The organism is Proteus sp. G2675, assembly GCF_963886535.1.
Classification (GTDB): domain Bacteria; phylum Pseudomonadota; class Gammaproteobacteria; order Enterobacterales; family Enterobacteriaceae; genus Proteus; species Proteus mirabilis.
The window spans coordinates 101016-122196 of the sequence record NZ_CAWPCB010000052.1 but is presented as its reverse complement, the minus strand read 5'-3'; the positions used below and the strand labels follow the sequence as shown (position 1 = coordinate 122196).

The 21181-nt window shown below is 39.4% G+C and carries 17 protein-coding genes; 8 read left to right on the top strand and 9 right to left on the bottom strand.

The features are described 5' to 3' along the window. Positions 1 to 33: 33 nt before the first annotated feature. Positions 34 to 1185 carry an L-threonine dehydrogenase gene (gene yiaY / locus AACQ49_RS16900; protein ID WP_004244521.1) on the bottom strand — a complete coding sequence of 384 codons (1152 nt, stop codon included), beginning with the start codon at positions 1183 to 1185 and terminating at the stop codon, positions 34 to 36. Between the two features lie 313 nt (positions 1186 to 1498). Here yiaY and AACQ49_RS16895 point away from each other — a divergent pair, with 313 nt between their 5' ends. Beyond that, complete coding sequence (locus AACQ49_RS16895; RefSeq protein ID WP_004244520.1) at positions 1499 to 1996, top strand: YbaK/prolyl-tRNA synthetase associated domain-containing protein; 498 nt, start codon at positions 1499 to 1501, stop codon at positions 1994 to 1996. 119 nt (positions 1997 to 2115) lie between these two features. Here the strand turns inward: AACQ49_RS16895 and gndA are convergent, their stop codons facing one another. Further along, the gene (gene gndA, locus AACQ49_RS16890) at positions 2116 to 3522 is read right to left on the bottom strand and encodes an NADP-dependent phosphogluconate dehydrogenase (RefSeq protein ID WP_049218422.1); all 1407 of its coding nucleotides are present in this window, start codon (positions 3520 to 3522) and stop codon (positions 2116 to 2118) included. Between the two features lie 244 nt (positions 3523 to 3766). On the opposite strand from gndA, the gene AACQ49_RS16885 reads away from it, so the two are divergent. Further along, complete coding sequence (locus AACQ49_RS16885) at positions 3767 to 5347, top strand: TerC family protein (protein ID WP_049209986.1); 1581 nt, start codon at positions 3767 to 3769, stop codon at positions 5345 to 5347. A 160-nt stretch (positions 5348 to 5507) separates the two neighbouring features. Here AACQ49_RS16885 and dcuC read toward each other — a convergent pair whose 3' ends face one another. The 5 genes from dcuC to apbC all read right to left on the bottom strand — a co-directional run bounded on the left by dcuC (position 5508) and on the right by apbC (position 11897). Continuing rightward, positions 5508 to 6869, bottom strand: a complete 1362-nt coding sequence (gene dcuC / locus AACQ49_RS16880; protein ID WP_004247593.1) for an anaerobic C4-dicarboxylate transporter DcuC — start codon at positions 6867 to 6869, stop codon at positions 5508 to 5510. Between the two features lie 427 nt (positions 6870 to 7296). After that, the gene (gene asmA, locus AACQ49_RS16875) at positions 7297 to 9228 is read right to left on the bottom strand and encodes an outer membrane assembly protein AsmA (protein WP_049218427.1); all 1932 of its coding nucleotides are present in this window, start codon (positions 9226 to 9228) and stop codon (positions 7297 to 7299) included. Between the two features lie 44 nt (positions 9229 to 9272). Next, positions 9273 to 9854, bottom strand: coding sequence for a dCTP deaminase (dcd, locus tag AACQ49_RS16870; protein WP_049218428.1), 582 nt, complete (start codon positions 9852 to 9854; stop codon positions 9273 to 9275). A gap of 76 nt (positions 9855 to 9930) precedes the next feature. Further along, a complete protein-coding gene (udk, locus tag AACQ49_RS16865) occupies positions 9931 to 10572 on the bottom strand; it encodes a uridine kinase (RefSeq protein WP_004247591.1) in 642 nt (213 codons plus the stop codon). 212 nt (positions 10573 to 10784) lie between these two features. Continuing rightward, positions 10785 to 11897, bottom strand: a complete 1113-nt coding sequence (gene apbC / locus AACQ49_RS16860) for an iron-sulfur cluster carrier protein ApbC (protein WP_004247590.1) — start codon at positions 11895 to 11897, stop codon at positions 10785 to 10787. A gap of 204 nt (positions 11898 to 12101) precedes the next feature. On the opposite strand from apbC, the gene metG reads away from it, so the two are divergent. The 6 genes from metG (at position 12102) to sanA (ending at position 19299) form a co-directional block, all read left to right on the top strand. Further along, complete coding sequence (gene metG / locus AACQ49_RS16855; protein ID WP_161779183.1) at positions 12102 to 14129, top strand: methionine--tRNA ligase; 2028 nt, start codon at positions 12102 to 12104, stop codon at positions 14127 to 14129. Positions 14130 to 14264: 135 nt separating this feature from the next. After that, positions 14265 to 14732 (top strand): CidA/LrgA family protein, encoded by a 468-nt coding sequence (locus AACQ49_RS16850; protein WP_004247588.1) that lies wholly within the window; start codon positions 14265 to 14267, stop codon positions 14730 to 14732. Beyond that, positions 14726 to 15427: a CidB/LrgB family autolysis modulator gene (locus AACQ49_RS16845; protein ID WP_004247587.1), complete on the top strand. Its 702-nt coding sequence runs from the start codon at positions 14726 to 14728 to the stop codon at positions 15425 to 15427. Before AACQ49_RS16850 ends, AACQ49_RS16845 begins: the two co-directional genes overlap by 7 nt. A 215-nt stretch (positions 15428 to 15642) precedes the next feature. Further along, complete coding sequence (gene cdd, locus AACQ49_RS16840) at positions 15643 to 16527, top strand: cytidine deaminase (RefSeq protein ID WP_004247586.1); 885 nt, start codon at positions 15643 to 15645, stop codon at positions 16525 to 16527. A 214-nt stretch (positions 16528 to 16741) separates the two neighbouring features. Then, positions 16742 to 18439: an NAD-dependent malic enzyme gene (locus AACQ49_RS16835; protein ID WP_004244507.1), complete on the top strand. Its 1698-nt coding sequence runs from the start codon at positions 16742 to 16744 to the stop codon at positions 18437 to 18439. 134 nt (positions 18440 to 18573) lie between these two features. Beyond that, positions 18574 to 19299, top strand: a complete 726-nt coding sequence (gene sanA, locus AACQ49_RS16830) for an outer membrane permeability protein SanA (RefSeq protein ID WP_004252099.1) — start codon at positions 18574 to 18576, stop codon at positions 19297 to 19299. Here sanA and yeiB read toward each other — a convergent pair. Together yeiB and folE are read right to left on the bottom strand one after the other, a co-directional pair. Then, positions 19296 to 20447 carry a DUF418 domain-containing protein YeiB gene (gene yeiB / locus AACQ49_RS16825; RefSeq protein WP_088206720.1) on the bottom strand — a complete coding sequence of 384 codons (1152 nt, stop codon included), beginning with the start codon at positions 20445 to 20447 and terminating at the stop codon, positions 19296 to 19298. The two genes, sanA and yeiB, sit on opposite strands and share 4 nt — an antisense overlap. A gap of 9 nt (positions 20448 to 20456) precedes the next feature. After that, on the bottom strand, positions 20457 to 21119 hold the full coding sequence (gene folE, locus AACQ49_RS16820) for a GTP cyclohydrolase I FolE (protein ID WP_004244504.1): 663 nt from the start codon (positions 21117 to 21119) through the stop codon (positions 20457 to 20459). Between the last annotated feature and the right edge of the window lie 62 nt (positions 21120 to 21181).

Below are 21181 nucleotides of genomic sequence, written 5' to 3'. Positions count from 1 at the left end.
GTTAATTTATATTAACCCTCTTATTTTTAGCGATTACATTGCTTGGCGGAATATCTCGATAACATCACTTTCACTACCTTGAACAGGGTTAGTGATGGCACATGCATCTTTTAATGCATTTTCAGCTAATGTTTTGAAATCTTCTTCTTTCACGCCTAATTCTTTCAGGCCTGCTGGAATACCGACATCTTTGGCGATTTTGCGGATCTCTTCAATACAAGCTTGCGCACCCTGCTCATCATTCATTGCCGAAACATCAACACCCATAGCTTGCGCTATATCTTTTAAACGACCTGCTGCTGCTTGGATGTTATAAGCTTGAACATGAGGCAGTAATACTGCATTACATACACCATGAGGTAAGTTATAAAAACCACCTAATTGGTGAGCCATAGCATGCACATAACCTAAAGAAGCATTATTAAATGCCATACCCGCTAAAAATTGTGCATAAGCCATATTTTCACGTGCTGCTGTATCACCACCGTTTTCAACGACTTTACGTAAAGACTCACTGATCATCGTCACTGCTTTTAACGCACATGCATCAGTAATAGGATTAGCGGCAGTAGAGACATAAGCTTCAACAGCATGGGTTAACGCATCCATACCCGTCGCTGCGGTTAAACCTTTTGGCATGCCAATCATTAACTCTGAATCATTTACAGATAAGATTGGTGTTACATTTTTATCAACAATAGCCATTTTAATATGACGCGCAGTATCCGTGATGATACAAAAACGTGTCATTTCAGAAGCAGTACCAGCGGTTGTATTAATTGCAATCAGTGGTAATTGCGGATGCTCAGAGCGATCAACCCCTTCATAATCGGCAATCTTACCACCATTGGCAGCGACTAGTGCGATACCTTTAGCACAGTCATGAGGAGAGCCACCACCTAAAGAGATAACACAATCACATTGATGCTCTTTTAATAAGGCTAACCCCGCTTCAACATTTTCAACGGTAGGGTTTGGCGCTGTACCATCATAAGTAACGCTAGCAATACCTGATTTCGCCAGTAATTCACTCACTTTATTTACAACACCTAATTGATTTAAAACACTATCAGTAACAATCAGTGCTTTATGAAAGCCAAAGTCTTTCATTGAGTTTATCGCGTCTGCAAGACAACCTGCGCCTAATTTGTTTACTGAAGGGATATAAAATGTTGAACTGGCCATTATTGACTTCCTTTTAGTAATTTAATCTACGTTTTAATATGTTCTATTCTTTTTATTCTTAAATTGATCATTATCAATATAATGAATAAATATTAATTTTTTTATAATATTAGAGCTCTAAAATAATATAGATAATCTAATTATCCTATTAATTCAATAGGATAATACTATTAACATATTATCATTTGTAACAAAATAATTTGATAGGCTTATCAAAATAATAAATACCAAAGAAACATATCACCGCAGAAAAATTTTTTTAAAGTCGTATAATGACCGAATAAAAATACATGCTTAATCTTAGGAGTCATTGATGTCTTTGACTATTTTCGAGCAATTAACCACATTACTCAATAACCACCACGCCCGTTATCGCGTCATGGAACACCCGACCGCGGGTCGTTCTGAGGAAGTTGCTAAAATAAGAGGTACACAATTAGGGCAAGGGGCAAAAGGTCTAGTTTGTCATGTAAAAGGCAATGGTATTAAACAACATGTACTGGCCATTTTACCTGCTGATAAACAAGCTGATCTATCAAAACTCGCTATCGCTATTGGTGGGACAAGAGCCTCTCTTGCAAGCCCGAAAGAAGTTGATGAACTAACGCAATGTGTATTTGGCGCGATCCCACCTTTTAGTTTTCATCCAGCACTAAAACTGGTTGCTGATCCGCTATTATTTGAACGTTTTGATGAATTAGCCTTTAATGCTGGAACATTAGAGCGTTCTATTATTCTTAATACACAAGATTATCAGCGTATTGCTCAGCCTGAGTTAATTCATTTTATTCGCCAAGATGATAATGATTAATAAAAGTACTATAAAATGCAGTTAAAAAGTATTTTTTAACTATAACTTTTTAATTACAAATAGTAAAAAGGTGCTGAAATTCAGCACCCCTAACACTTATAACTCACTGTTTTTAAAACTTACTCCATCCACTCAGTATGGAATACGCCTTCTTTATCAGTACGTTTATAAGTATGCGCACCAAAATAGTCACGTTGTGCTTGAATTAAGTTTGCTGGTAACACTTGCGCACGGTAGCTATCGTAATAAGAGATAGCCGCGGAGAATGTTGGCGTAGGAATACCTGCTTGAACACCATAACAAACAATATCACGCAATGCTTGTTGATACTCATCAGCGATATTTTTAAAGTAAGGTGCTAATAATAAATTAGCGATATTCGCATCGTCATTATAGGCATCAGTGATTTTTTGTAAGAATTGAGCACGAATGATACAACCTGCACGGAAAATTTTCGCAATTTCACCGTAATTTAGATCCCAGTTATATTCATCTGATGCAGCTTTCAATTGTTGGAAGCCTTGCGCATAAGAGACGATTTTACCTAAATATAGTGCACGACGAACATTCTCGATAAAGGCTTTTTTATCACCAGTAAATGCTTTTGGTGTTGGACCTGATAATACTTTAGATGCCGCCACACGTTGATCTTTCAGTGAAGAAATATAACGTGCAAAAACAGATTCTGTAATCAACGTAACAGGAACACCTAAGTCTAAAGAGCTTTGGCTAGTCCATTTACCGGTGCCTTTATTTGCCGCTTCATCAAGAATAACATCAACAAGGTAGTTACCTTCTTCATCTTTCTTACGGAAAATATCAGCAGTAATTTCAATAAGGTAGCTACTTAATTCGCCTTTATTCCACTCGGTAAAAGTGTCCGCTAACTCTTCGTTAGTTAAACCTAGTGAGTGTTTTAATACTGAATAAGCTTCTGCTATCAGTTGCATATCACCATATTCGATACCATTGTGTACCATTTTCACATAGTGGCCTGCACCATCTGCACCAATATAAGTGACACAAGGCTCGCCATCTGCCACCGCGGCAATTTTCTCAAGAATAGGAGCAACTAACTCATAGGCTTCTTTTTGACCACCAGGCATAATAGAAGGTCCTTTTAATGCCCCTTCTTCACCACCAGAAACACCCGTACCAATAAAGTTAAAACCTTGAGCCGATAGCTCACGATTACGACGAATAGTATCTTTAAAGAAAGTATTTCCGCCATCAATAAGGATATCGCCCTTATCTAAATGTGGTGTCAGCGCTGCGATGGTTTTATCTGTTGCTTCACCCGCTTTAACCATTAACAAAATACGACGCGGTTTTTCTAATGAATCAACAAATTCCTCAATAGAGTAATTCGGAACCAGTTTTTTACCTGGATTTTCAGCGATCACTTCATTGGTTTTATCGCTCGAGCGGTTGTAGATAGATACAGTGTAACCACGGCTTTCAATGTTTAGCGCAAGGTTACGTCCCATCACTGCCATACCAACCACGCCGATTTGCTGTTTTGACATGAAATAACTCCCGTCTGAATATAAACCTGCCAGTCTCAATGTACTGACAATTTGTTAACCTGATCACATAGTAACTCACTCTCTCATTTGGTGGTAGTTATTGATGCAATCGATATCGCATTCCTTATGGATAAAATGAAATTATTCTGCCACTATCAATAATAATTTATTGAAAAATTCCGCTAAATTGCTCATTATTCCCAAGTCGGCATATGCCGTCTTTATAGAAGGTAAAACAAACTGTATGGAATGGATCGTAGATCCGACGATATGGGTAGGTCTTTCCACCCTTATTGTTCTCGAAATCGTACTTGGTATTGATAACCTTGTTTTTATTGCTATTCTAGCAGATAAACTCCCAGCAAAATTAAGAGATAAAGCACGTATCACAGGATTATTGTGTGCTCTTATTATGCGGATTGTACTGCTATTTAGTCTCTCTTGGCTTATCACCCTAACCAAACCTCTTATCACACTGTTTGATCATCCTTTCAGTGCCAGAGACTTAATCATGCTCCTCGGAGGGATATTCTTACTTTTCAAAGCCACAATGGAGCTTAATGAACGGCTAGAAGGTAAAGATCATAACGAGGGAAAACAACGTAAAACCACGAGTTTTTGGTCTGTTGTTGCGCAAATTATTGTACTAGATGCTGTATTCTCTCTAGACTCTGTTATCACTGCGGTAGGGATGGTTGACCATCTCGGCGTTATGATTGCTGCTGTAACTATTGCGATGTTCTTGATGATCCTCGCAAGTAAGCCATTAACCACATTTGTCAATAATCACCCAACTATTGTTATTTTATGTTTAAGCTTCTTATTGATGATTGGTTTTGCCTTAGTTGCAGAAGGGTTTGGCTATCCAATACCTAAAGGCTATTTATACGCTGCCATTGGTTTCTCTATTATGATAGAGATATTTAACCAACTCGCACAGTTTAACCGTCGACGCTTCTTATCAGCTTCTCGCTCTTTGCGTGAACGTACAGCGGAAGCGGTATTGCGCATTATTAATGGTAAACCAGAAGCCTCTGAACTTGACCCTCACACTTCTGATTTAGTTGCTAATACAGAAGAGGTGTTTGATCCTCAAGAGCGCCAAATGATTGTGCGCGTTCTGGGTTTAAGCCAGCGAAACGTCAATAGTATTATGACTTCACGCCATGATGTTGAATATGTTGATCTAAAAGCCACCCAAGATGATATTCGCCTATTACTAGAAGAAGATCCCCATTCTCGTCTCGTTATTACCGACGAAGAAAATAGCGACGAACCTATCGGCGTGGTAAATGTTATTCAATTATTAAATCAACAGTTACGTAATGAACCATTAGATTTGCGTTTATTAATTACACAACCCTTAATCTTCCCTGAGGGGTTATCACTATTACAGGCATTAGAACAATTCCGTAATGCTCATACTCACTTTGCCTTTGTGGTTGATGAGTTTGGCTCTGTCGAAGGCATTGTTACCTTAACCGATGTAATGGAAACCATCGCCGGTAATTTACCAGTAAGTACAGAGGAAAATGACTCTCGTCACGACTTAGTACAAAATGAAGATGGCTCATGGACCGTCAATGGTTTTACACCACTGGAAGACTTGGTGCTTTATATTCCTATTAAGTTGGATGAAAAACGTGAGTATGAAACCTTGGCTGGCTTATTGATGGAACACTTACAACGCGTTCCTGCCGTCGGTGAAAAAGTGGTTATTGATGGTATTGAATTTGAACCATTAGATGTACACAATCACCGTATTAATAAAGTACGTATTGTTGAACCAACACCTGAAGACGAAGAAAACGTCGACGAAGCTTAATTTCTATTAAATAACTAAATATCCGTCTCTAAGGCGGATATTTTTTATCTGAAAATGGTGCTTAATAAAAAACGGGCTTTGTCTATGCATAACAAAGCCCGTCAATAGAATGAAAAATAAAGTAGATAAAGCTAACTTTATTTCAATAATTTATTGATGATCAACCTAATGTGCTGGGTACCAGTATTTCCGTTGCAACAATCACAATCACAAGCCCGACCAATACTGGTACAGAAACGCGTTTCATCACTTCAAAAGGTGAAATTTTCGCCATTCCTGATACAGCAACTACCACACCCGATACAGGTGATAAAGTCCGTCCTAAGTTTGATGCTTGTAACATCGGAATAGTTAAGTAAGCAGGATTCACACCCATATTACTTGCTAAGCGAGGAATTAATTCAACGAAAGCATAGAAAGGCGCATTCCCTGAGCCTGTTGTCATTGCCGCGAGCATGGTAATTAAGACTAATGCAATCATCATAACAATCGCCCCTGAGCCTAATGATTGTGCACCATCAATTAACGCGTGAATAAAGCCAACCGTTGTTAAACCTTGCGCAAAAACCCCTGCGGCAACTAATAACATTACCACTTGGGCAAATGCATCAGCCATACCACGGTAAGCAACTTCTAAACCGGCAAAAACCTCTTTAGCACTAAAGCTACGGATAAATTCAATAACCGCAGATAACATCATGCAAAGAATAATAATGGCAACAATATGAAGCTCTGGTAACCATTTACCATCAAAAACTAATACACCAATAATAGGTGTGAAAGGTAAAATCGCATAGAAATTAGGGGCGTGAGTTTTGATTTCGTTCACATCTAACATCTCTGTTTCGATATGCTCTTTACGATCAAGATAACGTTGCCAGAAAAAGTGAGCAATACACATCCCAAGAATTGCGGCAATAGAGATAGGCAGTGTTGTTTTAAACGCAAAATCAATAAGTGGCATTTCAGAAGCTTGTGCCGCTAAAATCACGTCACCAGAGGTTGGCGCTAAAATAATTGATGCAGGTGAAGCACAGATAGCTGCCGCCGCACCACGACTAATTCCCATATTGACCATCACTGGGAATAAGGTCGCCATCAATAACACACCAAGACCTGTTGCGGATGAAACAGCTAATGACATTAAACATGCAACAATATAAGCCGCTACCATTAAAAGATAAGGTGAGTTGATCATTTTTAATGGGCGTGAGGCAAGTTTCACGACCACGTCATTGGCACCAATATGAGTCATATAAGAAGCAAACCCACATAGCACCATGATCATCATCCCCAGATCACCACCACGGCTCATAAGTAGATTTTTTACATACTCAACAATATCGATTAAGCGATAACCGGTACTTGTGACACTAGCTGGTAATACTGATTTGCCCATAATCACACTGATGATAAGCAATAATAGCCCACCAGTAAGTAGCACACCTGTTGGCGAATATCCCTTAACAATGTAACGCCCAACACCCACAGCGACGAGGGCGCCGATAAGAATTTCAATCATGTATAGTTCCTGTCTACGATAGTTATTTATAAAATGAAGCTTTTTGTTTTTATCATCATTTTTTTGCATTTAGTGCAATGGACACACTCTGCCCAAAGGCAACGTTGCAGTGTATGACATATATCAAAAAAAACGACTATTTTTTTACATGTAAACAGTACGAATGAGTATTTTTTAGGCAAAAACTGAATTAAATGATAAACATAATGCACTATGAGCATAATTTAATCATTTTATCCATTTTCTGTTAACGGTGGTAGGGAACCGGGAACGGGGATAAGAAACGTAATGCAGCATCTGTGTTCCACAGATATTGTTTAATATAAGAGAAGAGATTATTAATCATAAATTAATAAAATCAATTTATTAGCCAAAAACAAAACAAGGTGGAATAAATTTTATTCCACCTTGTTAACAACTTTAAAAATTATATTTTTTTCAATAATTGATTAAGCGCTTTAACTTCGGGGCTATCATCTTGCTTATTTAACCAATTATCTATGGCCTGTTTTGCTTTTTGCTGTAATTGATCACGTAGTAATTTTTCAACGTTAAACTCATATTGGATAGCATTCCAATTACCATACAATCTTAATGGAATATCTATTTTGGCCAGTTGGCGAATAAATTCATTCTCTTTGCCCCAACCTTTTTTGATATTAACCATCAGCATCACATCTAGATTATGACGTTGTAGATCTAATTGACCTTGCCCGCTGATCTGATAAGCACTTGCTTGAGCATCTAACTGATTTAACGTCACTCGGCCTTTAGGCGCTAGTTTAAACTGGGCAATCACACTATCGGCTTTGGTATAGTTCTCAATATCTTCAGGATAAACCACTTGATCGGTTGTTTGTGCAATAGATTGCTGGATCACTTGTGGAATATTTAATCCTAGCATTTTAAATTCGCTTAATGACGTATCCAGTGTACCCTGCCAACTATTAAGAAACGCGTTGCGATTATATCCGGCACCTTCTAGGTGCCCTTTAGCAGAAATTAAACCGCTGAAATTTTCTGGCTGATCAAAGACACGGAGTAAAGGTTGCAAAGGGATATTATTCATTGTGACATTCATACTAATATGCGCTGGCACAATGCTGGTAGAAATCACCGTAGGCAGTGAAAAATCTCCGTTTAGGATCTGCCCTTCTAACCTATCAATATTTAATGATTTGGGGTTATTTAATGCGGTTAATTTAACATTGTTTATTTCTAATTCTTTATACAATAACTTATTGAGCGCTAAGTTTAAGCTAAATTCAATATCACCCCAGTGGGTTAAATCATACGCTTTGTTTTCAATTGTCGCGGAGGTAATAACCGGACGAGCCATAATAGTTGCATTGGGTGATGGTGCAGCCTGAGCATGGCTAAAGAATGAGAATGATCTCGACGGGGTATTTGCCAAGGTTAACGATGCCGTTTCAGATGAATTAGGCTGTGCTAACTCAGGTAATAGGGTATTTAAATTTAAAGTGTCCCCAGTTAATTCCACTTGATAGCGGTTCTTTTTAGCCAATTCAGCCGTGATGCTACCTTGTAGCTGACTCTCATTTGCCGTCATATTTAAATTATTTAAGGCAATAACATTTACACTATCATTTTTAATATTGAAATCTGAGGTTAAATTTCCGGAGATCCCTTGAGCCGGAAGTCCTATTCCCGATAATGCATAATCTAATTGAGCGATATTGCCACTGATTTGATATGGGTAGCCACTCATATCAGCATTAGCAACAACATTTAACATTAACTCGCGACGATCACGATTAATTTTGGTGCTCATCTCAAGGTTAATTTGTTTTTTGTCGTCCGTTTTTAATAATAAATTGATATCGCGTAAATTAAGTTGCTCTCCCCCTTTGGTTTGCCAAATAATCAAACTATCGGAGATCCTCACCTTAGCAATATTTAATTGCCAACGATTTGTTTTTGGCTCAATAATCGGACGAGTACTGTCTTCATTGGCAACAGAAGGCGGGGTTATTTTAGGTATTGCTTTACTCTCAGGCGTTTGTCTAACCACTGCGCCTTTTAGCATCACTTCTTTTACTTCCAACTGGTGGGAAAGTAATGGCCATAATTCCACATCAAGACGCATATTATCAGCAGTGATCAATGGTTGCTCAGCACCGGGAGCTGTTAATGACATTTTACCACTAATAATGCTGAGTTTTGGCCAGACATGCCAACGCATATCATCTTGTAAGGTTAATTTATAGCCACTTTGTTTTTCAACGCGTTCAACAAGATAACCACGAAAATCATTAGGGTTAATGAGCAAAACTAATGTCGTTAAGCCTGCCAAAATCACTACAAGCAAAATGGCGAGTGTTGTCAAAAACCTTTTCATATTGTTACCCGCTTAATAAAGTTGATAATAGTCGTTAATGAAAATTAATCTTCGCTAATCCGACTTCCTACCGCACCTTGTTGATTTTTATATTTCGCATCTTGGCGACGATTGTAAGGCCTATCCGCAGAGCCTGACATAGGTTCAAAACTTAATGCGCCAATCACCATACCCGGTCTTAATGCTAATGGCAGTTTACCTGAATTAAAAAATTCTAATACGATGTGTCCATGCCAACCCGGATCAATTCGGTGAGCCGTGACGTGTACCATTAATCCTAATCGCGCTAAAGATGAGCGTCCATCTAACCACCCTACTACATTATCCGGTAATGTGACAGACTCTAATGTAACCGCCAAGGCAAGCTCTCCGGGATGAAGATAAAACGCTTCGCCTTCTGGTAATACAATTTCATCACTCATCACCCGCTCAAGGGCCTCATTAACTTCATTTTTGGGGCCACTGAGGTCAATGTAAGCCGCAGTATGTCCTTGGAAAACACGAAACTGGTTACCCAAGCGAACATCCGCTGTTGCGCCGTTAATTCGCTCGATAGGCGGGCGGGGTTCAATGACTAATTTACCTTCATCAAGCCACTGAATAATATCACGGTCGCATAATCGCATTTTATTTCCCTTCTTCAAGTTAAACAGGCAGTTTCATGGTTAATCATGCATGAAAGCTGCCTACAAATGAACTCAATTATTCACAAAACTGTCCGATTTTTGCTTTCAAAATATCGATCGCAACACGGTTTTTTCCCCCTCTAGGCACAATAATATCGGCATATTGTTTAGAAGGCTCAATAAACTGGAAGAACATCGGACGAACAGTTTTATTATATTGTTCAATAACAGAATCTAGACTACGCCCACGTTCATTCACATCACGTTTAATTCTACGCATTAGACAGATATCTAATGGCGTATCGACAAAGATAGAAAAATCCATCTCTTCACGTAAGCGCTTATCTGTTAATAACAGAATACCTTCAATAATAATAACTTTTTTTGGTTTAAAATGAATGGTTTCTGATTTACGGGTGTGAGCGACATAATCATATTGAGGGAGTTCGATGGCGTTTCCGGCTTTTAGTTCACACAAGTGTTGGTATAAAAGTGCGTGATCCATCGAATTGGGGTGGTCGTAGTTAACTTTATATCGCTCTTCCATTGTTAAATCACTTTGGTCACGATAATAGCAATCTTCTGGTATCACACCGATATTATGATCACCTACTTGCGCTCTTAATTCACGGTAAAGTGTACTGGCAATAAGACTTTTACCTGAAGCAGAGGCTCCAGCGATACCTACAATTGTGCACTGATGTGCTGTGTCAGCCATAATAAAAAACCTGGTTTGAAATAAAAAAGAGGAATAACGTAATAATATGTAAATATTACGCTCGCGCAGATTATAGTTTTGAAATCCTTCTGGTTCCAGCGTAAAACCAAAAATCTCTTTGTTTTTTATCAAAAATAGTCAGATTTCAGCGGATAAAAAAAAGGAAGCCTAAAAGACTTCCCATAATAATCAATAGATTATTGTTTCACCGCTTATACCGCGCGGAAAGAAATTTCCGTTGGAATAGCATCCCCATCCCAATACATTTGCGCAGAAACTGTTGAAGCAATTTCACGATAGATATCAGCGAATTCACCTTCTGGATCACGCATCACCGTCGGTTGTCCGCGATCTAAATCTTCACGTAAAGAGATATGCAGTGGAATTTGACCCAATAATTGGCAATGATATTTTTCGGCTAATTTCTCAGCACCACCAGTACCAAAAATAGGCTCAAGATGACCACAATTGCTACAAATATGCGCACTCATATTCTCAATAATACCTAATACGGGTACATTGACTTTTTTGAACATGACAATGCCTTTCATCGCATCCACCAGCGCAATATCTTGTGGTGTTGTAACAACAACGGCGCCAGTCACCGGAATATTTTGTGATAAGGTCAATTGAATATCACCCGTTCCTGGTGGCATATCGATCACAAGGTAGTCTAAATCAGGCCATAACGTATCTTGCAGCATTTGCATCAACGCTTTGCTTGCCATTGGACCACGCCATACCATGGCATTATCGTCTGTGACTAAATAACCGATAGAGTTAGATGCTAGACCATACGCCATAATAGGTGCCATATGTTGCCCATCTGGTGAAGTTGGGCGTTCCATGGTTGTACCTAACATATTAGGAATGGATGGGCCATAAATATCCGCATCCAGAATACCAACTTTAGCCCCTTCTTGTGCTAGCGCTAAAGCAAGGTTTACCGCGGTACTGGATTTACCCACCCCGCCTTTACCTGAACTCACCGCCAGAATATTACGTACGCCATTAATACCTGGAAGATCATTTGCACGACGTAGTGTGGCAATATTGTGTTTTAGCTTCCACTCAACAGCTTTGGCTCCCGTCATATTACGCAGCTCTGCCGTTTTTTCTTCAATCAGTTGTTGGAAAGGTTTTTTCCACACAAACGGCATCACTAATTCGATATGAAGGACATCATCAATCATCGCACACTGATGTAATGCTTTTAGGGAAAGCAGATTACGTTTCAATGTCGGGTGTTCAAAAGTAGACAAGACACCTGAAACTTTTTCTTTCAGAATCTCAGGGGTGGTCTGCTCGGGGGATTTATCACTCATCCCGGCTCCTCTCATTTTCGTTATTCATTAAATATCTGAGTGCACCTATCATATCAGATAGTCAATGACTACGATAATGCCTTACCTCAATTTGCCAAGCGAAATTTCTCTTGCAAAAACTCTATGATTGCCCTAGCGACATCATGACGGATAGGTTAACATCAAAGACCCTTTTTTTAATTTAATGGAAGTAAGATCCTTACTATGTCTCACGTCGCGAATAAATTATTGGTAACCTGCGCGTTACCTTATGCTAACGGTTCAATTCATCTCGGTCATATCCTTGAACACATTCAGGCTGATATCTGGGTCCGTTACCAACGAATGCGCGGCAAAGAAGTTCATTTCATCTGCGCTGATGATGCTCACGGCACGCCTATTATGCTGAAAGCTCAACAATTGGGTATTACCCCAGAAGCCATGATTGAAGAGATGAGCAAAGAGCATCAACAGGATTTTGCCGGTTTTAATATCAGCTACGATAATTATCACTCCACGCACAGTGAAGAAAATCGTCAATTATCGACGAAAATTTATCTAGCCCTGAAAAAAAATGGTCATATTAAAAGTAAAACGATTTCTCAACTTTATGATGAAGAAAAAGGCATGTTCTTGCCTGATCGTTTTGTTAAAGGGACTTGCCCTAAGTGTAAAGCGCCCGATCAATATGGTGATAACTGTGAAGTATGTGGGTCAACTTATAGCCCGACAGAATTAATTAATCCACGCTCTGTGGTATCGGGTTCAACGCCGGTAATGCGTGAAACCGAACACTATTTCTTTGATCTCCCAGCCTTTAGCAATATGTTGCAAGAGTGGATCCGCTCCGGTGCATTGCAAGAGCAAGTAGCCAATAAGATGCAAGAGTGGTTTGACAGCGGTCTGCAACAGTGGGATATCACCCGTGACGCCCCTTATTTCGGTTTTGAAATCCCTAATGCGCCGGGTAAATATTTCTATGTTTGGTTAGACGCCCCTATTGGTTATATGGGCTCATTCTTAAACCTATGTGAAAAACGTGGTGATTTAAGCTTTGATGAGTTCTGGAACAAAGAGAGCAAAACTGACTTATACCATTTTATCGGTAAAGATATCGTTTATTTCCACAGCTTATTCTGGCCGGCAGTGTTAGAAGGTAGTGAATACCGTAAACCAACCAACCTATTTGTGCATGGCTATGTCACCGTCAATGGTGCGAAGATGTCAAAATCTCGCGGTACCTTTATTACGGCACGTGCCTATCTTGATCACTTTGATGCTGATTGCCTACGCTATTACTATGCGGCAAAACTTTCATCACGTATTGATGATATTGACCTAAACTTAGAAGACTTTGTACAGCGTGTAAACAGCGATATCGTCAACAAGGTGGTTAACCTCGCGTCCCGTACTGCGGGTTTTATCAGTAAACGCTTTGATGGCAAATTAGCGGCAAGCCTTGATGATGCGAAGTTATATCAACATTTCGTCGATATGCAAGAAAGCATCGCACAATGTTTTGAAAACCGTGAATTTGGTAAAGCTATTCGTGAAATTATGGCATTAGCAGACGAAGCTAACCGCTATATTGATGAAAAAGCGCCTTGGGTGGTTGCTAAACAAGAAGGTAAAGAGGCTGAGTTGCAAGCTATTTGTACTATGGGAATTAACTTATTCCGTGTACTGATGACTTATTTAAAACCAATTCTACCTTCTTTAACAGAACGTTCAGAAGCCTTCTTACAAACTGAATTAACTTGGAATGCTCTGTCGCAACCGCTGTTAAACCATGAAATTACTAAATTTAAAGCATTGTTTAATCGTATTGAAATGGATAAAGCCAATGCAATGGTAGAAGCTTCAAAAAGTACCATTGCGCCAGTCAAAGAAATCACTGGCCCATTAGCAGACGCGCCTATTCAAGAAACCATTAAATTTGATGATTTTGCCAAAATTGATATGCGCATTGCTGAAATTAAACAGGCTGATTTCGTTGACGGCTCAGATAAGTTGCTAAAATTAATACTGGACTTAGGGGGAGAAACACGCCAAGTATTCTCCGGCATTCGTTCTGCATACCCTGATCCGAAAGTATTAGAAGGTCGCTTAACTGTTATGGTTGCAAACCTAGCACCTCGCAAAATGCGTTTTGGAATTTCAGAAGGTATGGTGATGGCCGCAGGCCCTGGTGGTGAAGATATTTTCTTACTTAGCCCAGATAGTGGGGCTAAACCGGGTCACCAAGTGAAATAAAAACTGACCTTTATTCAAAATGCAAATACAAAGCGGGGTTCTATAAAGAGCCCCGCTCTTTTTTTATTGTGATCCATAGCACACTTTGAAAATTGGTGTATGATAAATACGTCAGTTGATTTAGGACACATATCTATGAAATCTAAGCGGGTGCAGATCACAATCTGGCACTATATACGATCATTTTTTATACTTTATCTTTGTCTTTTTGCCGGTAATCTTATTTCAGCCTTATTACCTTTCGCGGTGCCAGGCAGTATTGTTGGACTACTTATTCTATTTGGTTTACTTGCCTTCCAGCTTATTCCACTACGTTGGGTAAAACCCGGTGGTAATATTTTACTGAAAAATATGTCATTGCTCTTTATTCCTATCGGGGTGGGTGTAATGAACTATTATAATTTATTAAGCCAACAACTCTTTCCTATTGTTCTGGCCTGTGTTGTCAGTACCTTTGCGGTGATGGCGCTAGTCGCTTACTGCTCACATTACGTGCATCGTGAACGTCCTATTATCGGTGCTAAACCCGATAAAGTAGAGGATGTAGAATTAGCAGAACAACAAGACGACGACAGAGCGTTAAGTGAGAAGAAAAAATGTTAATATTAATGAATATTTGGTGGTCATTACCGCTAACACTTATTATTTTCTACTTAGCACGTAAACTGGCTGCTCGATTTAAATGGCCTATTTTAAATCCGTTATTGATTGCTATTGTTGTTATTATTCCTATTTTATTAGTGACACACACCGCTTATGAGGATTATTTTGCCGGAAGTCGTATCCTTAACGACTTGTTGCAACCAGCTGTTGTTGCTTTAGCTATTCCTTTATATCAACAATTACACCAAATACGCGCACAATGGAAATCGTTAATTAGTATCTGCTTTATTGGTAGTATCGCCGCCATGGCTAGTGGTACAGCGATTGCGTTATGGGCTGGCGCTACTCCTGAAATTGCCGCCTCCATTTTGCCTAAATCGGTAACAACCCCTATCGCAATGGCTGTTGCGGATTCCATAGGTGGTATTCCTGCAATCAGTGCTGCATGTGTTATTGCAGTAGGTATTTTAGGTGCCATTTTTGGTCATACGCTATTTAAAATATTACGTATTCCAACTCACGCTTCTCGTGGTTTAGCGATGGGAACAGTCTCTCACGCAGTGGGTACTGCAAGAGCAGCTGAAATCGATTATATTGAAGGGGCATATAGTTCATTAGCATTAATGACTTGCGGTATTATTACTTCACTTACTGCACCCTTTATTTTTCCTTTTATTTTGCACCTTTTTAGCTAATTAGCTAAATCAAGAGAACACATAAAAAACCTTCGTTCAGAGCGAAGGTTTTTTATGCTAATGCTAAAATCAATTTACTATAAATTTGAGATGCATCTCCCAATTAATCATTCAGTTGCAATAGTTTCATTGAAAATATGATTTTAATCACATATAAGAGTAGGTAAAGATGCCTAAAATCTTACAATAGCAGAAGATTAATGGGAGACACCTATATGCATACTCGTTTTCAGGCAATTTGGTCAGATTTATCCCCTCAATTACAACAAGCACTTACGCCTTATCTTGAGCAGGATGAATTTCCGGCAATGTTCACTGCAGAACAAGTTAATGCGTTAAAAACACAGTTACAATGTAATGATGATGAGTTAGCCCTCGCATTACTGCCTGTTGCAGCCGCTTGTGCTGTGACACCTATCTCTCATTTTAATGTGGGTGCCATTGCTCGTGGTGAAAGCGGTCACTTCTATTTTGGGGCAAATATGGAGTTTGCTGGCGCCCCATTACAACAAACAGTACACGCAGAGCAAAGTGCGGTTACACATGCTTGGTTACGCGGTGAGTCTCGTTTAGTTGCCATCACAGTTAACTATACCCCTTGTGGTCATTGTCGTCAGTTTATGAACGAACTAAATAGCGGCACTCATATTGCAATCCATCTCCCAGGCCGAAAAGTGGCAACCTTAGGTGACTACTTACCTGATAGCTTTGGCCCTAAAGATCTCAATATCACTACCCTACTGATGGATAAAGTTAATCACGGTTATCAAATAGATAACACTAGCCAACTAGCACAACAGGCACTACAAGCAATAAATCGTAGTCATGCCCCTTACAGCCATTCTCACAGTGGTATTGCTGTACAGATGAAAAGCGGTAAGATCTTTCAAGGCAGTTATGCTGAAAATGCCGCATTCAATCCCAGTATGCCACCATTACAAGCGGCACTTATCGCATTAAATATGGCGGGTGAAAATGTTATGGATATTGAGTCTGCAATATTAATTGAAAAAGCAGACAGCCTATTAACTCAGTGGGATGCCACACAAGCAACATTAACAGCTTTAGGTTGCCGCCAAATACAGCGTGTCACTTTGTAACATTTTTTAACTTATACCGTTAAATTGTCCTCATAAAAAAGCATCAGCATGTAAATTTTTGCTGATGCTTATCAGAAAAAGTCATAACAATTGTATCTATCTCTCATTTCTAAGCAGAAAAATCATAAAAAAATAACATAAGCTGTACATATTTTTATTATTTTGTAGGATCTACACTTGTCATGTGACTAACTGCCTTACAAGAGTATTTTTCATGGAACTGGAACACGAAAGTAAACGTCCTCTCTATATCCCGTATGCAGGCCCAATCCTGCTTGAATTTCCCCTGTTAAATAAAGGTAGTGCTTTTAGCGAAGAAGAGCGCAGCACCTTTAACCTTCATGGTTTACTGCCTGAGGCAGTAGAAACCATTGAAGAGCAGGTGGAACGCGCTTACCGTCAATATCTTGATTTTAAAAATGATAACGATAAACACATCTATTTAAGAAATATCCAAGATACCAATGAAACGCTATTTTATCGTCTGTTGGAATCTCACCTTACTGAAATGATGCCCATCATTTATACCCCCACAGTAGGTGAAGCTTGTGAGCACTTCTCTGATATTTACCGTCGTGCGCGTGGACTTTTTATCTCTTACCCTAACCGCGCCAATATTGATGATATGCTACAAAACGCCACCAAACAAAACGTAAAAGTGATTGTGGTCACAGATGGTGAGCGTATCCTTGGTTTAGGTGACCAAGGTATCGGTGGTATGGGTATTCCTATTGGTAAACTCTCTTTATATACCGCTTGTGGTGGAATAAGCCCCGCTTATACCTTACCCGTTGTACTGGATGTTGGCACCAATAACCCACAACGTTTAAATGACCCACTTTATATGGGCTGGCGCCACCCACGTATTACCGGAGATGAATATAACGAATTTGTCGATGAATTTATTCAAGCCGTTAAACGTCGTTGGCCAAATGTACTGCTGCAATTTGAAGATTTTGCACAAAAAAATGCCATGCCGTTATTAAATCGTTATCGTGATGAATTATGTTGCTTTAATGATGATATTCAAGGTACTGCCGCTGTGACATTAGGTAGTCTAATTGCGGCAAGCCGTGCTGCGGGGCGTCAATTAAAAGATCAAACTGTCGCTTTCTTAGGTGCAGGCTCAGCCGGCTGTGGTATTGCAGAGCAAATTATTGCACAAATGAAGTCTGAAGGACTAAGCGACGAACAAGCTCGTGCACGTATCTTTATGGTTGACCGTTTTGGTTTGTTAACGGATAAACTGCCAAACTTACTCGATTTCCAAAGTAAGCTTATTCAAAAAAGCGAAACGCTGGCCGATTGGCAAACAGAAACGGATGCAATTTCACTGTTAGAAGTGGTTAAAAATGCTAAGCCAACCATTCTGATTGGCGTTTCTGGTCAAGCAGGACTTTTCACTGAAGAGATTATTCGTGAAATGCATAAGCATTGTGAACGTCCTACCGTGATGCCTCTTTCGAACCCAACGTCTCGTGTTGAAGCGCGTCCTGAAGATATTATCAATTGGACTGATGGACAAGCTCTTGTTGCTACAGGAAGTCCATTTGCCCCAGTCACCTATAAAGAGAAAGTGTATCCTATTGCACAATGCAATAACTCATACATCTTCCCAGGTATTGGCCTTGGCGTTATTGCAAGTGGTGCAAAGCGTGTTACTGATGCCATGTTAATGGTTGCAAGCCGTGCGTTAGCCGATTGCTCGCCTATGGCAAAAGAAGGCGATGGCCCACTATTACCTTTATTAGCCGATATTCAACAAGTTTCACGTTATATTGCTAAACAAGTTGCCAAAGAAGCACAGGTGCAAGGAGTTGCAACGGTCACGTCTGATTCTGCTTTAGAAGAAGCGATTGAACGTAACTATTGGGAGCCTGAATACCGTATTTACAAGAGAACGTCATTCTAATTGAGTTAAAATCATTAGGTTTCATTCTGAAAAGCGCACTATTATCACTAATAGCGCGCTTTTTTCTTGCTTCCCAATTAGTGCTCAAGTAGCCTTTAACCTATTAGAAAACCCTGAGTCATTAAGGCAAGGATATGCTAAAGCGCCTCATTTATCTCTTTTTGACCCTTTTTATCTTAGTTGCGGTGGCATTAATTGCTTGTGATCGCTGGATAGGTGTAAAAACTAGCCCCTATATATTTGAAGATATAGATAAACTACCCGCCAAAAAAGTAGGCATGGTATTAGGTACTGCTAAATATTACACCACAGGCTATCTTAACCAATTTTATCAATATCGTATTCAAGGTGCTGTTAATGCCTATAACAGCGGCAAAGTGCAATATCTGTTACTCAGTGGAGATAATGCACAGCATAGCTATAATGAACCCAATACGATGCGTAAAGATTTAATTAAAGCAGGCATACCGGCATCGCGTATCGTTATGGATTTTGCTGGATTTAGAACTTTAGATTCGGTAGTACGCACAAAAGAAGTGTTTGGAACAGATGGCTTTACTATTATCACTCAGCGTTTCCATTGCGAACGAGCCGTATTTATTGCCCTTGAAAAAGGCATTGATGCCCAGTGTTTTGCTGTTGCTTCGCCGAAGAGTATGTTTAAGGTGCGTTTACGTGAAGTTTTAGCCAGAGCAGGTGCGGTTGTCGATCTCTATATATTAAAACGTGAACCGCGTTTTCTAGGTCCACCAGAAGCGATACCTGCTGTACAAAATATTCCTGATGATATTAAGGGCTATCCGGCGGTTTCACCACAAGAGGTAGAAGCGTTGCCATTAAACAATGGTAAAAACAGTTAAAAGCGTTTAGCTAACCCTGTTGACGAGTGGCGCCACAGCCACTCGATTGGCCCTTGAGAAAAATAGCGTAACCACATTACGGCAAAGATAATATTTATCCCCCAAATAGCCATCACAAATAGCATAAGCTGCAATAAAGTAAATTGGTTAAATAACCCCATCCGCTGGAAAAGCGTCGTGCCAATAATACTCTGTAGTAAATAGGTGGTAAGCGCCATTTTCCCCACACAACGTAAAGCATAGGCGATAAAACTGTGTTGAATATAAGGCCATGCCCAATAGAGTAAAGCAATATAACCTAAGCTTTGAATAATTTGGATCACCATGGTGATAGGCTGAGCCACTACCGCAGACCACATATAATGCCAATCTAAATAATAATCGGTAATAACAAGCGTCCCTTGGAAAAGTAAACTTATGACTAAAAAACAAACCGCTATCAAACCATAATGAGACTGTGAATAGCGTCGTTGTAACCAACCGGATGCCATTAGCGCCGCCCCCATTAACATGGCGCCAATTAAAAACCAACTATATTGACGAACTAAATTAAAAATAAAATCACTCAGTTCATCTAATCGCCAGTAGATACTATTTATATAGCTTCCGGTTTTCCAATTAGTCTCTATCATGGCGGAATAGTCAGAGCTATACCAAACTATTTCAACAAAATCACGATAGTAGTAAAATAAAAAAGCTAAAATAATCGCGCCAAATAAATAGAGCAGCAGCCCAAGGATAAATTGCCGCTTAATAGGTAATGCTTTAATAAAAAAGAGAACAAATAATCCGCAAATACTATAAGGAAATAAGATATCCCCTTCCCATAGTAATAGGGTATGAATAATACCGATTAATGCCAGAATAATTAGGCGAGAGACGTTCCAAGCAACAGATCGTTGAGATAATAAATAAAGTGTTCCGCCAAATAACAGCGCAAAAATAAACAGAAACTTTCCTTGGGTAAATAAATTTAATCCCATCCAAGTAAGTTTGTCCGCAAAAGTCGCCTCTCCTGAATGCATAGGATTAAATGAGGCAACTCTTAATAAGGCAAAACCTGAGATATTGAGTAATAAGATGCCAAGGATCGCTATTCCTCTCAACGCATCTAAAGCGTCGATGCGTTGACGTGAATTTTGTTCCATTTATTCATCTCAAAGATGGCGTACAGCACGCAAAAACTCTTGGCGAGTATTTTGGCTAGATTTAAATAGTCCACCTAATGAGGTTGTGGTGGTTGCACTGGTTGCATCACGAATGCCTCTTGCTTTTACACAATAGTGAACGGCATCAATAGAGACAGCAACGTTTTTCGTCCCCAATAGCGTTTGTAAGGCAATCAATATTTGTTGCGTTAAACGCTCTTGCACTTGAGGGCGTTGTGCGAAGAACTGCACAATACGGTTAATTTTTGATAAACCAATCACTTTATCTTTAGGAATATAAGCAACCGTTGCTTTACCATCAATAGTGACAAAATGGTGCTCACAAGTACTGGTTAATGTGATGTCACGAACAGTGACCATTTCATCAACCTGCATTTTATTTTCAATCAGGGTGATTTTAGGAAAGTTGTGATAATCCAAGCCTGAAAAAATTTCATCAACATACATTTTCGCAATGCGATGTGGCGTTTCCGCTAAACTGTCATCACTCAAATCTAGGTTTAACAATTTCATCACTTCCGTCATGTGATGTTTAATTTGTTGTTTACTCTCACTGGGTGAAAGTTTTGGCTCACGAAGAGGCGTTTCCAAACCACGCTCCACTAACGCGGCATGTACCCATTGCGCCTCTTTACTTAATGTTGATGACATTGGACTCTCCGATAAACACATTAATTAAGTCTCTGTTACCTAATTCAACGATAACCGTTACA